The sequence below is a fragment of the Bradyrhizobium sp. UFLA06-06 genome (genome assembly GCF_054820065.1).
Genome location: NZ_JADFUD010000012.1, coordinates 97,737 through 113,008 on the forward strand (window position 1 = coordinate 97,737; position 15,272 = coordinate 113,008).

Annotated in this window: 14 protein-coding genes; 6 read left to right on the forward strand and 8 right to left on the reverse strand. The window is 66.2% G+C overall.

The genetic code is table 11. The features are described from left to right. Window positions 1–97: 97 nt before the first annotated feature. From IF803_RS13215 to IF803_RS13225, 3 genes are read right to left on the reverse strand one after another with little or no spacing between them, the layout of a single operon-like run. Entirely contained in the window at window positions 98–1,294 is a 1,197-nt protein-coding gene (locus IF803_RS13215) for an acyl-CoA dehydrogenase family protein (protein WP_461192418.1), read from the reverse strand. A 13-nt stretch (window positions 1,295–1,307) separates the two neighbouring features. Next, a complete protein-coding gene (locus IF803_RS13220; RefSeq protein WP_461192419.1) occupies window positions 1,308–2,453 on the reverse strand; it encodes an acyl-CoA dehydrogenase family protein in 1,146 nt (381 codons plus the stop codon). A gap of 8 nt (window positions 2,454–2,461) precedes the next feature. After that, a complete protein-coding gene (locus IF803_RS13225; RefSeq protein WP_461192420.1) occupies window positions 2,462–3,316 on the reverse strand; it encodes an enoyl-CoA hydratase in 855 nt (284 codons plus the stop codon). Between the two features lie 159 nt (window positions 3,317–3,475). Here IF803_RS13225 and IF803_RS13230 point away from each other — a divergent pair, with 159 nt between their 5' ends. Genes IF803_RS13230 through IF803_RS13240 form a run of 3 tightly spaced genes read left to right on the forward strand, consistent with a single transcriptional unit; the run spans window position 3,476 to window position 5,508 of the window. After that, entirely contained in the window at window positions 3,476–4,093 is a 618-nt protein-coding gene (locus IF803_RS13230) for a LemA family protein (RefSeq protein ID WP_028342518.1), read from the forward strand. Window positions 4,094–4,114: 21 nt separating this feature from the next. Beyond that, window positions 4,115–5,011 (forward strand): TPM domain-containing protein, encoded by an 897-nt coding sequence (locus tag IF803_RS13235; RefSeq protein WP_028342517.1) that lies wholly within the window; start codon window positions 4,115–4,117, stop codon window positions 5,009–5,011. A gap of 2 nt (window positions 5,012–5,013) precedes the next feature. Beyond that, entirely contained in the window at window positions 5,014–5,508 is a 495-nt protein-coding gene (locus IF803_RS13240; RefSeq protein WP_028342516.1) for a TPM domain-containing protein, read from the forward strand. A gap of 132 nt (window positions 5,509–5,640) precedes the next feature. Here the strand turns inward: IF803_RS13240 and IF803_RS13245 are convergent, their stop codons facing one another. The 3 genes from IF803_RS13245 to IF803_RS13255 form a co-directional block, all read right to left on the reverse strand. Beyond that, window positions 5,641–6,255, reverse strand: coding sequence for a glutathione S-transferase family protein (locus IF803_RS13245; RefSeq protein WP_028342515.1), 615 nt, complete (start codon window positions 6,253–6,255; stop codon window positions 5,641–5,643). A 141-nt stretch (window positions 6,256–6,396) separates the two neighbouring features. Then, on the reverse strand, window positions 6,397–7,206 hold the full coding sequence (locus IF803_RS13250) for an MBL fold metallo-hydrolase (protein ID WP_028342514.1): 810 nt from the start codon (window positions 7,204–7,206) through the stop codon (window positions 6,397–6,399). Next, on the reverse strand, window positions 7,203–7,577 hold the full coding sequence (locus IF803_RS13255) for a Crp/Fnr family transcriptional regulator (protein WP_018273297.1): 375 nt from the start codon (window positions 7,575–7,577) through the stop codon (window positions 7,203–7,205). The genes IF803_RS13250 and IF803_RS13255 overlap by 4 nt, the downstream gene beginning before the upstream one ends. Window positions 7,578–7,781: 204 nt before the next feature. Between IF803_RS13255 and IF803_RS13260 the strand changes: the two genes are divergently transcribed. The 3 genes from IF803_RS13260 (at window position 7,782) to IF803_RS13270 (ending at window position 10,754) form a co-directional block, all read left to right on the forward strand. Next, complete coding sequence (locus IF803_RS13260) at window positions 7,782–8,852, forward strand: hypothetical protein (protein ID WP_028342513.1); 1,071 nt, start codon at window positions 7,782–7,784, stop codon at window positions 8,850–8,852. Between the two features lie 90 nt (window positions 8,853–8,942). Further along, a complete protein-coding gene (locus tag IF803_RS13265) occupies window positions 8,943–10,490 on the forward strand; it encodes a hypothetical protein (RefSeq protein WP_461192421.1) in 1,548 nt (515 codons plus the stop codon). 99 nt (window positions 10,491–10,589) lie between these two features. Beyond that, window positions 10,590–10,754, forward strand: a complete 165-nt coding sequence (locus IF803_RS13270) for a hypothetical protein (protein WP_196238199.1) — start codon at window positions 10,590–10,592, stop codon at window positions 10,752–10,754. A gap of 26 nt (window positions 10,755–10,780) precedes the next feature. Here the strand turns inward: IF803_RS13270 and IF803_RS13275 are convergent, their stop codons facing one another. Together IF803_RS13275 and putA are read right to left on the reverse strand one after the other, a co-directional pair. Beyond that, window positions 10,781–11,986, reverse strand: a complete 1,206-nt coding sequence (locus tag IF803_RS13275) for a CaiB/BaiF CoA transferase family protein (RefSeq protein WP_028342511.1) — start codon at window positions 11,984–11,986, stop codon at window positions 10,781–10,783. Between the two features lie 248 nt (window positions 11,987–12,234). Then, on the reverse strand, window positions 12,235–15,243 hold the full coding sequence (putA, locus tag IF803_RS13280; protein ID WP_461192422.1) for a bifunctional proline dehydrogenase/L-glutamate gamma-semialdehyde dehydrogenase PutA: 3,009 nt from the start codon (window positions 15,241–15,243) through the stop codon (window positions 12,235–12,237). Window positions 15,244–15,272 lie beyond the last annotated feature (29 nt).

Sequence of the window (15,272 nt, forward strand, 5' to 3'; positions counted from 1 at the left end):
TGTCATTCCGGGGCGTGCCAACGCGAACCCGAAAGCTCGCGCCACAACATCGAGGTTCCGGGTTCATCGCTTTGCGATGCCCCGGAACGACGGTGCCCTACAGCCCCAACACCATCTTCGCGATGATGTCGCGCTGGATCTCGGACGAGCCGCCGAAGATCGTATAGGCGCGCCCGTTGAGATATTCCGGCACCACCGGCAGCAGTTCTTCGGGGATCGCCGGCTCGTGGTTGAGCCGGTAGAACGGCCGCGCCGGCTCGACGGCAAGCCCATCCTGGCCGATCACGTCGACGCCGAGCCGCGTCACCGCCTGGCGGATCTCGCTGACGCGGAGCTTGATCAGCGACGACACCGCGCCGGGATTCTGCCCGGTCTGCAGCGCCGACAGCACCCTGAGCTCGGTCATCTCGAGCGCATCGATATCGACCTCGACCTCCGACATGCGGATCGCGATGTCGGGATCCTCGATGGCGCGGCCGGTGATCTCGGAGACTGCGAGATCGGAGATCGTCTTCAGCGCCTCGCGCAGCTTGGCCGACGCGATGCCGGAGCCGCGCTCGAATTCGAGCAGGTACTTGCCGTAGGTCCAGCCCTTGCCTTCCTCGCCGACGCGGTTGGCGAAGGGTACCCGGACGTCGTCGAAGAACACCTGGTTGACCTCGTGGTCGCCGCCGATGGTCAGGATCGGGCGCGTGGTGATGCCCGGCGTCTTCATGTCGATCAGGATGAAGCTGATGCCGTCCTGCTGCCGCTCGCCGTCATTGGTGCGCACCAGCGCGAACATGCGGTTGGCGTGGTGCGCATGCGTGGTCCAGATCTTGGTGCCGTTGATGACGTAGTCGTCGCCGTCGCGCACCGCGCGGGTCTTCAGTGAGGCGAGGTCGGAGCCCGAGCCCGGCTCGGAATAGCCCTGACACCAGTAGTCTTCGCCGGAGAGAATCCGCGGCAGGTAGAAGTTCTGCTGCTCGGGCGAGCCGAACCCGATGATGACGGGGCCGACCATCTTCACCCCCATCACGTTGACATTGGGCACGCCGGCGCGGGCGCATTCGGCCTCGAAGATCCAGCGCTGGGCCGGCGTCCAGTCCGGTCCGCCATGTTCCACCGGCCAGCCCGGGGCGCCCCAGCCCTTCTTGTGCAGCGCGCGCTGCCAGGCCATGCCGATATCGGGGTCGGAGAACACCGACGGCGTCAGCGCGGTGGCGCGCTTCATCTCCGGCGTGAGGCTCCCGGCAATGAACTCGCGGACTTCCTGCTCGAAGGCGCGTTCCTCGGCGCTGAAGGTGAGATCCATGGTGCGCTCTCCGTTAGGCGTGGGCGCGGCCGCTGAGCGCGGCGTGGCGGCGGTAATGATGGGCGCTGTTGCCGAACAGCGTATCGAAGGCGAGCAGCCGCTTGAAATAGGCGCCGATGTCGAGCTCCTCGGTGACGCCCATCGCGCCGTGCAGCTGCACCGCCTGCTCGGCGACGAAGCGCGCGCATTTGCCGATCTTCGCCTTGGCGCCGGACGCCGCACGGCTGCGGGCCACGGGCTCGGCGTTGGCCATCAGCGCGGCACGCAACGCCATCGAGCGCGCCTCGTCGACCTGCATCGCCACGTCCGCGAGGCGATGGCGGATCACCTGGTTGGTCGATAGCGGCCGGCCGAACTGCTTGCGGATTTTTGTGTATTCGAGCGTGGTGTCGAGCAGCGTCTGCATGATGCCGACCGCCTCCGCGCCGAGCGCGGCCATCGCGCGGTCGACCACGGTTTCGATCGCGGGCAGCGCATCGCTGCCGTCGCCGAGCAGCGCATCGGCGGGCAACGGCACGTCCTTCAGATCGAGATTGCAGCCGCGCCCGCCGCCGAGCCGCGCGTAGTCGCGCAGAGTGAGCCCGGGCGTCCCCGCCGGCACCAGGAACAGGCCTAGCTTGCCGGATGCACCATTGGCGTTGGCGATACGGGCCGAGACGATGATCTGGTCGGCTGCAGCGCCGTCGAGCACGGCGATCTTGCTGCCGCTCAACCGCCAGCCATCGGCCGTCTTGCTGGCCGTGGTGTCGACATAAGCGAGGTCGAAGCGCGCGGCGCGCTCCGAATGCGCGAAGGCGAGGGTGAGCGCGCCCTCGGTGATTTTGGGCAGGATCGCCTGCTTCTGCGCCTCGGTACCGCATTCGGCGACCAGCGCGGCGCCGATCACGACCGTGGAGAGGAACGGCTCGGACACCAGCCCGCGGCCGAACGCTTCCATCAACAGTCCGATCTCGATCGCGCCGCCGCCGAGCCCGCCATGGGCTTCGCTGATTGGCAGCGCCAGCCAGCCGAGCTCGGCGAACTGTTTCCAGATCGCGGGCGAATAACCCAGCGGATCGTTCGCCGCTTTCTTGCGATGCTCGGGATTAAAGGTTTCCGCCACGAAGCGGTCGGCACTTTCGCGCAGCAGGCGCTGCTCGTCGCTGAGGGTGAGGTCCATCTGGCTTGCTACACGTTGGCGGTTTTCTTGACGGAGGGATGCAGGCCCGCGGGATCCACCACCATGCCGAATTCCTGAAGATTGTGGGCGTGGCAGAGCTGATGCAGCGCGAAGGCCTGATCGATCGCGGCCGGCTGCCCCATGATGTCGATCGAGCGGTTAACCGCCTCCTTGGAAAGCTTCAGCGCAAAGGCAGGCTTGGCGGCGATCCGCCGCGCCAGCGCCAGCGTGAACGACGAGAGATCGCCGCGCGGCACCACGTGATTGACCATGCCGAGGCGATGCGCCTCGTCGGCGCTCCAGACGTCGGCGGTGAACAGCATCTCCTTGGCCTTGCGCGCGCCGAGCTCCCAGGGATGCACGAACCATTCGACGCCGCAGACGCCCATCGTCACCACGGGGTCGCAGAACTCGGCATCGTTGCTGGCAACGATCAGGTCGCAGGCCCAGGCCAGCATCAGGCCGCCGGCAATGCACTTGCCGTGCACCTCGGCGATCGTCGGTTTTGCCAGATTGCGCCAGCGCCTTGTGATCTGCAGATAGATCTCCTGCTCGCGCGCGAAGCGGCCATGGGCGTTCGGCTCGGCGAAGCCGCCCCAATTTCCGACTGGCGGGAAATCGACACCCGCCTGGTTCTTGGCTCCTGGCCGCAGATCATGACCGGCCGAGAAATGCGGGCCGTTGCCGGCGAGGATGATGACCTTGACCGCGTCGTCCTGCACCGCCCGGTAGAAGGCAGCGTTGAGGTCGTAGGTCATTTGCAGGTTCTGGGCGTTGCGAGCCTCGGGGCGGTTCATCACGATCCGCCCAATCGCGGGCTCGGGCCGTTCGACAACAATCGTCTCGAATTGTTCAGACGCCAATGGATCCTCCCGCGATCGATTTTTTTGCCATGATGAACGGCGCGGGCACGGATAGGCAAGCGTCATGATCCGCAAAAGAAGCCGCGAAATCCGCCGCACGGGATTATCCGACGAAAATCTGTTAAGCTGATGCAGAATCCACCGGGGAGGACCATCTTCATGCGCAAGCTTTGGACCGTGCTCGCAGCGCTGGCGACATTGAGCCTGACCAACTGCGGCTACAACGCGATCCAGACCAATGACGAGCAGGTCAAGTCGGGCTGGTCGGAGGTGGTGAACCAGTACCAGCGGCGCGCCGATCTCGTGCCCAACCTGGTCAACTCGGTGAAGGGCTTTGCGCAGCAGGAGAAGGACGTGCTGCTCGGCGTCACCAACGCGCGCGCCAAGGTCGGCAGCATCCAGGCAACGCCCGAGGTGCTCAACGATCCGGCTGCGTTCCAGAAGTTCACGCAGGCGCAAGGCGAATTGACCAGTGCGCTGTCGCGGCTCTTGGTCGTCACTGAAAATTATCCGCAGCTGAAATCGGATGCGCTGTTCCGCGACCTGATGGCGCAGCTCGAGGGCACCGAGAACCGCATCACGGTGGCGCGCAATCGCTACATCAAGGCGGTGCAGGACTACAATGTCGGCATCCGCACCTTCCCGAACAATCTGACCGCGATGGCGTTCGGCTACAAGGAGAAGCCCAACTTCACGGTCGACAATGAAAAGGAAATATCGACCGCGCCGAAGGTCGATTTCAATAATCCGTCGCCGGCCCCGGCGCCGTCGAAATAACGCCGGCGTGCGCGCATCGCGATGACCGCCGCACGCGTTATCCTGCTCGCCTTCCTGCTGGGCTTGGTGTGCCCGGCATGGGCTGAGGTCGCGGTGCCTCCGCTCACCGGCCGCGTCGTCGACCAGACCGGGACGCTGTCCGCCGGCGATGTCGCATCGCTGACCGACCGGCTGAAGGATCTGGAGACCCGCAAGGGCAGCCAGATCGCAGTCCTTATCGTGCCCACTACTGGCGAAGAAACCATCGAGCAGTTCTCGATCCGCGTGGCCGAGGCCTGGAAGATCGGGCGCAAGAAGATCGACGACGGTGCGCTCCTCGTCGTCGCCAAGAACGATCGGCATTTGCGCATCGAGGTCGGCTACGGCCTCGAAGGCGTGCTGAGCGATGCCGTCACCCATCGCATCATCGACGAAGACATCACGCCGAAATTCAAGGCCGGCGATTTCGCCGGCGGCATCTCGGCCGGCGTCGACCGGATGATCCGCCTGATCAATGGCGAGCAATTGCCGGCGCCGGAGCCCGAGCATTGGCAAGGGCCGAACCTGGTCGACTTCGCCAATCCGGTGACGATCTTTATCGTCATCATCGTGGCCGGCGTGTTGCGTGGGATACTGGGACGGTTGTTGGGCTCGGTCGCGACCGGCGGTGTCGTCGGCGTCTTCACCTGGATGGTGGCCGGCTCGCTCGCCACGGCGCTGGTGGTCGGCCTGTTCGCCGCCATCGCGGCGCTGATCTTCGGCGGATTGAACTTTGGCGGTCCGGCGGCAGGCTCGGGACCGTACCGGCGCGGCGGCGGTTATTCCGGCGGCTGGTCCGGCGGCGGGGGCTGGAGCAGCGGCTCGAGCTCGAGCGATAGCGGCGGCTTCAGCGGCGGAGGCGGCAGCTTCGGCGGCGGCGGCGCCTCGGGGAGCTGGTAGGCATGGGCATCAAGCGCATTGGCAAGCATCTGCTCGAACACCGCTGGCGGGTGCGGCGTGATTTTCCGCCGCGCGTGCTCGACGCCATCGAGCGGGCGATCAAGGCCGGCGAGGCCACTCATTCCGGCCAAATCCGTTTCGTCGTCGAGGGCGCGCTCGACGGCGTGCCGCTGTTCCGCAATCAGCCTGCGCGGGAGCGCGCGCTCGACGTGTTCTCGCATTTGCGGATCTGGGACACCGATCACAACAATGGCGTTCTGATCTATCTGTTGCTCGCCGACCGCGACGTCGAGATCGTCGCTGACCGCGGCATCGACGCGAAGGTCAGCCATGCCGGCTGGGAGGCGATCTGCCGCACGATGGAAACGGACTTCCGGGCCGGCCGGTTCGAGCAGGGCGTGATCAAGGGGATTGAGGCGGTGTCGCGCGAGCTGGCGAAGTATTTTCCGCCGCCGGCCGGCCCGAACGAGCTGCCGGACAAGCCGGTGGTGATTTGAGTTCGTCATTCGGGGGCGATGCGAGAGCATCGAACCTCAGATGCGCAATCGCGCATCGGGGAATCCAGGGGTACTGGCTTGAGATTCCGGGTTCGCGCTACGCGCGCCCCGGAATGACGGTAGAGAGAGGGTCTACGCCTTCACCGATGGCCGCGCGCCGACGCGGCTGAACCAGGCGACGATGTTGGCGTTCGACTGGTCCAGCGGCTGGCCGACCTGGTTGCCGAAATCGAGCCAGCAATAGAGCAGCATGTCGGCGAGCGTGAAGCGCTTGCCGCAGATATAGTCGCGGCCGTCGGCCATCTGGTCATCGAGCCATTTGATGCGGTTGGCGGCGATCATCTTCAGGCCGGGCGAGGCTTCGGGCGCAACGGGAATGCGCTTCTCGAAGAATTTCAGCGCTTCGCCGAAGCGGTAGCCGTTGGCGAGCGGCTCGGCGATGTTGAGATCGACGCGGCGCGTCCACATCCGGCATTCCGCCCGCTCTTCCGGCGTGGTGCCGATCATCGCGGGCGAGGGGTGCTTCTCCTCGAGATATTCGCAGATCGCCGTAATTTCCGAGAGGTAGTTGCCGCAATCCAGCTCGAGCGCCGGCATCTGGCCGTGCGGATTACGCTTCAGGTGTTCCGTCTCGCGGTTCTCGCCCTTGCGCAGGTCGACGGTCTGCTTGGGTATCTCGATGCCCTTCTCCGCCATGAACATGCGCACGATGCGCGGATTGGGTCCGATCGAGTCGTAAAGCTTCATGGTCCTCGCTCCCTGTTTTCTTCAGCGTTGTTGTTGCCGCTGTTGAACAGGCCGGGCGTGGATTTGTCAAATGTGAAGGTGCTCGGTCGCCCGAACGTCATTGCGACCCGTTGGCTCGCAACGACGGGGAAGAACCAAGCGTCAATCGTCGAGCTTGTTGAGGTCGCGCACCGACTGCATGATCGGCTCGAAATTCGAGCGCGCGTCGAGCGCGTCGAACAGTTGCGCGGTGTCCTCGAGCAGGCCGTGCGAGCGCTGCAGCGCGATCCGGACATCATCCTGCGGCGTATCGGACAGCCGGCCATGACCCGACAGCAGGATCTTCGAGTTGAGGCCCTTCAGCCGCTCCAGCGACTGGATGTAGTCGGCGATCGAGCCGGAGCCGAACACGCCGCCCATCACGCCGCCGGGCATCAGCGTGTCGGCGGCGAACAGCAGGCCCTTGTCCTGGTCGAACAGCGTGATGCAGGCCGAGGTGTGGCCGGGCGTGTACATCACGTTGAGGCGGAAATTGCCGAGGTCGATCAGGTTACCTTCCTCGAGCCAGATGTCGATATCGATCGGCACGTTCGGCTCGTTGAACATCTTGCGCAGCATCGAGAAATCGTCGCGCAGCATGATCTTGTTGGCGGCGAGCCGGTGCGCGGCGATATAGGCGCTGCCGTGGAAATGATAGGCCGCGCCGATGTGGTCGAGATGCTCATGGCTCAGCACCACCATGTCGATCATCTCGGGCGTCACCCCGAGATGGTTGAGGCAGGCAATGAGCGATGGATAGTTGGTCGACAGTCCGACGTCGATCATGATCGTCCGCTTGCTGCCGCGCACCAGATAGGCGTTCGCCGCACGGTTCTTGAAGCGGATCTGATAGACGTCGTCGGCAGCCTGGATCAGCGTTGCGACCTCGGCGTCGAACAGCGTCTTGAACGGGCTTGGCTTGCGGTCGCTCATGGGGTTGCCGCCGTCCGGTAAGTGACCGCGTTGGATGCGCGCAGGCGCTTCGAGAGCGCATCCATCACCATCAGCGCAAACGCCGGTTGCTGGCTGACCAGATAGACGAAGCGGGCGTGGTTGATCCGCATCACCCGCGTCGCGGGCGCTGAGGCGATCGCGGTCGCCGAGCGCGCCGAGCCGTCGATCACGGCCATCTCGCCGAAGAACTCGCCCTTGCCGAGGCTGACGATAACAGTCTTGTTTCCGCGATCGATCTTGGCGATGTCGACCTTGCCGTCGAGCACGACAAACAGCTCGCGGCCGGTCGAGCCTTCCTCAAAGATGACGTCATCGACACCAAATTCCTTGATGCATTTCTCGATCGTCATGGCGCTCTCCTGCCTTCTGGCTGGAAGATGGCGGTATGTTAATCGGGAAAGCGCCGCGCGCAAACGGAAGCGGCGCAGATTGCCGCAGGGCAGCATCGCCCAAATCCGGCCCGGAAAACTCCCTAAAATTTAGGTAATGGCGGAGCGGGGTAACCATTTCGCAAGCAATAAAAGTTACCGAATTGTCAACCTAGTCTGGAGACTTTGAACGTGAGTGAGCAGCAGAGCGAGCCGGTCAGCGGTCAAACCGGCGCCGAAACGGCGGCGAAAAGCGAGCCCGTGATGGCCGCGACCGGTGTCGAAGCTCCCCGGCTTGCGCCCGAGCAGGAAGAGACGTCGCCAAAGGCGGACGCGCCCCGGATGGACGCGCCCAAGATTGAACCCTCGAAGGTTGAACCGCCCAAGATCGAGCCCAAGATCGGGTCCACGATCGAGCCGAAGGTCGAGGCCAAGGTCGAGCCGACCAATATGGACGTGCCCAAGGTCGAGACCGGCAAGCGGGAAGAGCCGCATTTTCCGGGCAAGCTGATGATCATGGCGCCGGGTGACCGCACCTGGGACCATGAGGCGACCGCATCCAGGCCGGGCGCCGAGCAGGCGGCCAAGGCGGCAGGCAAGCCGGCCGGCCCGCGCCGGATCGGGGCGATGGCCGCGGTGATCGCGCTGGCGACCGTGGCCGGCGCCGTTGGCGGTGCGCTCGCGACCGCGGGGCTCGGCCATCTTGCCACCCCCGCCGTCGCCTCCGCGACGGATACGGCTGCCAAGGACGCGGCGGCGAAGGAAGCGGCCGATGCCGCGCTCGCCCGGATCGAATCCGAAATCGCCGCGCTGAAGGCCAGCGTCGAGCAGACCGCCAAGGCCGGCCAGGCCCAGTTCAGCAAGGCCAGCGACCGGATCGAGAAGGTCGAGAAGGCCCAGGCCGAGCCGATGGCCAAGCTTAACAAGCTCAGCGAGGCGGTCGACAAGCTCCGCGCCACGCCGCAGACGACCGTCGCCGCGGCGACGCCCGCCCGTGAGGTCACGGGCTCGATCACCCCGGCGACTGCCGCGGCGGCCCCGGCCGCGCCCAGGCCCGAGGTCGGCCGCCTGCCGGTGGTCGACGGCTGGTCGCTGCGCGACGTCGGCAATGGCGGCGCGTTGATCGAGGGCCGCGGCGGCATCTACGAGGTTTACGCCGGCGACCCCGTCCCGGGCCTCGGCCGTGTCGACGCCATCCGCAAGCAGGATGGCCGCTGGGTGGTCGTCACCAGCAAGGGCCTGATCGTTTCGCGCTGATCGCCGAAACGCGACAACACCAAGGCGCTTCACCACGATGTGAAGCGCCTTTTTTCTTGAATAGGGTTTGCCGCGCGGTGTTAGTGGGGCATGAGCCGTGCGCTGAAATGCCTCCTGCTGATGTCCGTCCTGCTCCGCGGCGTTGCGCCCGTACAGGCTGCCGAGGATCGCGTGCTCGAGCGCGGCGCGGCTGTCATCGATCCCGCCATCCTGCGCGAGCTCGATCATGGCCGCTTCAACCTCGGCCGGATGCTTGCGCCGGAGCGTTCCGCCGACACGCCGCTGTCCAACCGCGATCTGTTCGGGCTCGCCGCGATGATTCCGGTGCGCGAGGCGCTGGATCGCGAATTCGATCGCTACGTCGCAAAGCATAAGGCAAGCCTGCCGAATGAGAGCATCGGTGTCGGCGACGGCTTCGCGTTTCAGCTGTTCGATCGCGCGCCGCTTGAATCCCCCGACGTCCGCTTCGTGCTGTCAGGCATCGTCAACCGCATGGACCGCGCCTATGTGGCGCCGAAAGACTGCGGCGAGATCCGGTTGATCTACCGGCTGACCCGCCCCGATGTGCCGCCGATCGGCGAGAACGCAGTCTCGCAACGGCTGCCGATGACGCTGAACCTCGTGCTGAAGGCGAAGGGTGACGGCAACGACGCATCGCTCGGCTGCCGCGAAATCGCGCGGCGCTGGCTCGCGATCGGCAGCGCGCCGCCGGCGATGGAGAAACTGTTCGGCAAGGATGGTCCGCTCGACCTGATCGACGCGCGCAATATCGATCGCATCGAGACCAATCTGCAGATCGCGCACGCGCCGAAATCCGCGGTGCGCGATTTCCGCACCGACTATCTGCTCAAGGTGTTCGATTATGACCGCGCGGCAAAGCGCTTTGCCGAGGCGCCGCTGGAGAACCAGATCGATCGCGACCGCATTCTGGCGGACGAGGCACTGAGGCGCGACTTCAAGGCGTGGCTGCTCGATCCCAAACATTTTGCCGAGCTCGATCGCGGCACCTTGCTGGTCCCCGATCGCTTCCTCGCGACCTCAGCGGTCGCGCCGACGCCGACCGGTTTCGATGTCAGCGAGCTGGAGCCCGAGTTCGGCATGGTGCAGGGTGAGGGCACAGCCGGCAACGCGGTGTTCTCGGATGGCGACATCGTCGGCGCCCTGCAGAAGGCCGCGGCCGACGGAACGAAGCTGCAAAACATCCAGTCGCTGGCCGGCTTCGAACGGCGCCTCAACGATGTCACCTGCGCCGGCTGCCACCAGACCCGCGGCATCGGCGGCTTCCATTTCCCCGGCGTCGACTGGATGGCGGCAAAGCCGTCGAACTCCACTGTGGTGCCGGCCTCGCCGCATTTCTTCGGCGACCAACCCCGCCGCCGCGATATCCTCGCAAGCTTCCGCGACGGCAAGGCGCCGGACTTTTCGCGCGGCTTCTCCAACCGGCCGCAACTGCGCGGCAGCACCGAGCTTGCCGGCACCGAATACAGCGACGGCTGGGGCGCGCATTGCTATCTGCCGGGCGCGAGGCCCGCCGAGATCGACCGCAGCTTCCGCGGCTGGACCTGCGCCGAGGGCCTTGCCTGCCAGGTGGCCGGGAAGGCCTCGCGCATCGGGATGTGCTTCGTGAAGGGCCGGTGATTTCGGCCGGAACCGAAGCGGCTGCGCGTCATTATTCGATGCTACATTCCGCGTCGCGACCACGCCCCGAACAGCCCAGCCTTGAGCGGAGACCGGCCGATGAGTGCTCCCGAGCAGGACAAGCAGCGCGACCGCGAGATCGCGGCCAACGAGGCCGAACGTCAGGCGGTCAGCGCCGTCCGCGTCAGCAGCTGGGCGATCGGGCTCGCGGTCATCATCGGCATCATCGTTGTGGCCATCGTCTGGGCCTGGATGAAGCGCTGAAGCGACGCTCTACGGAGATCGATCCGCTACGCCACCGCGCCGGATGCGCGCAGCTTTTGGATCGTGGCATCGTCGTAGCCGGCCTGGCGCAGGATCTCGTCGGAATGCTCGCCGACCTCGGGCGGCTTGCGCGGCTGCACCTTCCTCGCGCCGTCGATGAAGATCGGGCTGTTGACGGTCAGCATGGTGTCGTTCTCGAAGCGCACTAGCACCTCGTTCTCGATCATCTGCTTGTCGTTCGGGATGTCGTCGAGGATGCCGACGACGCCGAACACGAGACCGTTGCCGTCGAGGATCTTGCGCCATTCGGCGAGGTCTTTGCTAGCGAATACCTCGTCGAAGATCTTGATCAGCTCGACCGAGCGCGCATGGCGGTCCGCCTTGGTGGCGAAGCGCGGATCGGCGATGAGGTCCTCGCGGCCCATGCAGCGCGCCAGCGTCGGCCATTGCCGGTCTTCATTGAGCAGCGACAGGATCAGCCAGCGGCCGTCCTTGCACTTGTAGTGGTTGGTGACCGCGTTCAGCGCCTCTTCGCGCGGCTTGCGCTTCTTGAACTTGGCGCCGGCGAGCTTGGCCTGCGCCAGCACGCCGTTGGCCCAGACGCCGTTGGCCATCAGATTGGTCGAGACATGCGAGCCCTTGCCGGTCTTCTCGCGCTGGAACAGCGCGGTGACGATCGCGCCGTAGAACGCCATCGCGCAAGGGTGATCGCCCATGCCGGCGACGGAACGGGCCGGCGTGGTCTCCTCGTCGGCGCGCACCAGATCCATCAGGCCGGAGCGGGCCCAATAGGCGTTGGAGTCGAAGCCGGGCTTGTTGGCCTCTTCGCCCTTCTCGCCATAGCCGGTGAAGGAGGCGTAGATCAGCCGGTCGTTGAGATGGGCGAGATGGTCGTAGGTGATGCCGAGCTTCTGGCGCACCTGCGGCGGCATGTTGGTGATGAAGACGTCGGCCTCGGCGACGAGCTTGTACAGCACCTGCTGCGCGTCGGGCTTGGTGAGGTCGAGCGCGAGGCTCTTCTTGTTGCGGGCCTCCAGCATCCACGCGAAATTGTGCTCGCTCGATGGATAGCCGGGCAGATTGGGCAGATTGCGATAGGGGTCGCCGGCGCCGGGCGGCTCGATCTTGATGACGTCGGCGCCGAAGTCGGACAGCACGGTGGCGGCCGCGGGCGCGGCGATGAAGCTCGCGCAGTCCAGGACCTTGAGCCCGTCAAAAATGCCTTTTTCCATCGTGCCGTCGCTCCCGTGGCGCTTGTTGGTGTTTTTCCGGTAGCTGGAATTATCGCAAGCAATGATCCCGATCGGACCGCCATTTGACCCATCTGGGGGGCACGATGCAACGGGTTGTTGGCCGTCATTGCGAGGAGCGGAGCGACGAAGCAATCCATGCTTCGGCTTGCGGAGGTATGGATTGCTTCGCGGAGCCTGTCATCGGGCGCGCGTTCGCGCGACCCGTTGGCTCGCAATGACGGTGTCCGTTACTCCACCCCCGCCATCAGCGCCGCATTGCCGCCGGCGGCGGCGGTGTTGATCGTGATCGTCTGTTCGGTGGCGAAGCGCGCGAGGTAATGCGGGCCGCCGGCCTTGGGGCCGGTGCCGGAGAGGCCGCTGCCGCCGAACGGCTGCACGCCGACCACCGCGCCGATCATGTTGCGGTTGACATAGATGTTGCCGACCTGGAGGCGGTCGATCACGTGCTCGATCGTGTCGTCGATGCGGGAATGAATGCCGAGCGTCAGCCCGAACCCGGTCGCCTCGATCGCGCTCAGCACCTCGCCGAGCTTGTCGGCGCGGTAGCGCACCACGTGCAGGATCGGGCCGAACACCTCTTCTTTCAGTTGCCCGGCCGCCGACAGCTCGAAGATGTGCGGCGCGACGAAATTGCCTGATGGCGCCTCGCCGGCGAGATGCACCCGCGCCTCCTGCTTCATCCGCGCGATATGCGCATCGAGCCGCTGCTTGGCCTCGGCATCGATCACCGGTCCGATATGCGTCGACGGTTCCGAGGGATCGCCGATCCTTAATTCGCGCGCGGCGCCCGCGATCATCTCGATCATGCGGTCGGCGACGTCGTCCTGCACGAACAACAGCCGCAGCGCCGAGCAGCGCTGACCGGCGGAGCGGAACGCCGAGGTCACGACGTCGTCGGCGACCTGCTCGGGCAGCGCGGTGGCGTCGACGATCATGGCATTGATGCCGCCGGTTTCCGCGATCAGCGGCACGATCGGGCCGTCCTTGGCCGCGAGCGTGCGGTTGATCGACCGCGCGACGTCGGTCGAGCCGGTGAAGACGACCCCAGCGATGGCGGGATGCGCCACCAGCGCGGCGCCGACCGCGCCGTCGCCCTGGACCAGATGCAGGGCCGATGGCGGCACCCCGGCCTGATGCAGCTGCGCGACCGCTTCGGCTGCGATGCGCGGCGTCTGCTCGGCCGGCTTTGCGATCACCGCATTGCCGGCCATCAATGCCGCCGTCACCTGGCCGAGGAAGATCGCAAGCGGGAAATTCCACGGCGAGATCGCAACGAACGCACCGCGGCCGTGCAGCTCCAGCACATTGCTTTCGCCGGTCGGACCCGGCATCGTCTCGCCTTCGCCGAACAGCGTTTGCCCCAGCGCGGCATAGTAGCGGCAGAAGTCGATCGCCTCGCGCACTTCCGATAGCGCATCATCGAGCGTCTTGCCGCCCTCGCTTTGCAGCAAAGCGAGGAAGTGGGCGCGGCGCTGCTCAAGCAGCTCCGCGGCCTTGTCCAGGATCGCCGCACGTTTTGTGGCCGGCGTGGCGTTCCAGGCCTTGAAGCCCCGGCGCGCCGCGGCAACGGCGGCATTCGCCTGCTCGGTTGTTGATGGGGCGGTGGAAGGCGAGGCCTTGTGCTCGGCCGCGATCGCCGACGTCAGCGCGCCCAGCGCCTTGCGCTCGCCGAATTCGATGCCGTGCGAGTTCTCGCGCTGCGGCCGATAAAGCTCGGCCGGCAACGGAATTGCGGAGTGCGACGCCTTGTCGTCGGCGCCGACGATCTCGGCCGGGCGGCGCAGCAGGTCCACGATGGACACGCGATTGTCCGCGGCCAGTGCCACGAAGGACGAGTTGGCGCCGTTCTCGAGCAGCCGCCGCACCAGATAGGCGAGCAAATCGCGGTGGCTGCCGACCGGCGCATAGGTGCGGTGGGCGATCTCCGGCCGGTCCTCGCCGAGCTGGGCGTAGAGCGCTTCGCCCATGCCGTGCAGCCGCTGGAATTCGAAGCTCAAGGGATCGTCGGCGAGTTCGAGGATGGTTGCGACCGTCAGCGCGTTGTGGGTGGCGAATTGCGGAAACAGCCGCGGCCGCAGCGCCAGCAGCTTGCGCGCGCAGGCGACGTAGTTCAGGTCGGTCATCGCCTTGCGGGTGAACACCGGATAGCCGTCGAGCCCGCGCTCCTGCGCGCGCTTGATCTCGGTGTCCCAATAGGCGCCCTTGACCAGGCGCACCATCATCCTGCGGTCCAGCGCGCGCGTCAGCGCATCGACATAGTCGATCACGTCGGCGGCGCGCTTCTGATAGGCTTGGACGGCGAGGCCAAAGCCGCTCCAGCCGGCGAGCGAGGGATCGGCGAACGCGGCGGCGATGACGTCGAGCGACAGCTCCAGCCGGTCGGCCTCCTCGGCATCGACGGTGAAGTTGAGGTCGAACGCCTTGGCGCGGCGCGCGAGATCGATCAGCTGCGGCACCAGCTCGGTCATTACCCGCGCGTGGCTCACCGCCTCGAAGCGGGGGTGCAGCGCGGAGAGTTTCACCGAGATGCCGGGCCGGTCGGGCAGGGGCTGATCGCCGGCCGCCTTGCCGATCGCATCGATCGCACGGGCGTAGGATTCGAAATAGCGCTGCGCATCGTCGGCGGTGCGCGCACCCTCGCCAAGCATGTCGAACGAATAGCGCGAGCCGCGCGCCGTATGCGATTGCGCGCGCGACAGCGCCGCCTCGATGGTCTCGCCGAGCACGAAATGGCTGCCCATCAGCCGCATCGCCTGCCGCGTCGCGGCGCGCACCGCCGGTGCACCGAGCCGCTTCGTCAGCCGCCCGATCGTGCCCTGCGGCGTCTCGCCGGGCTGGATCACGCGGGCCGACATGCCGAGCGCCCAGGCCGAGGCGTTGACCAGGAATGCGCTCGATCTGGTCTCGTGGTTGACGAAGTCGCCCTGGCCGAGCTTGTCCTCGATGAACTGGTCGGCGGTGCGCGCGTCGGGTACCCGCAGCAGCGCCTCCGCCAGCACCATCAGCGCCAGCCCTTCCTTGGTCGACAGCGCGAACTCCCGCAGCATGTCCTCGACCCCGCCGAGCGGATCGTCGTTGGCCCGGATCGCCTCGATCAGGCGGGTTGCGGTGCGGTCGATCCGTGCCTCCGCCTCTGCGCCGAGCCTCGCGTCCTGGCGCAGGCGGGCGGCGATGGCGGCGTCGTCGGGCGCGTAGGGCGCGGTGAACGGGGGTGGGAGCGGCGACGGGTCTGGCATGGCGGTTCCTTGAGATTGCATGGGAACAC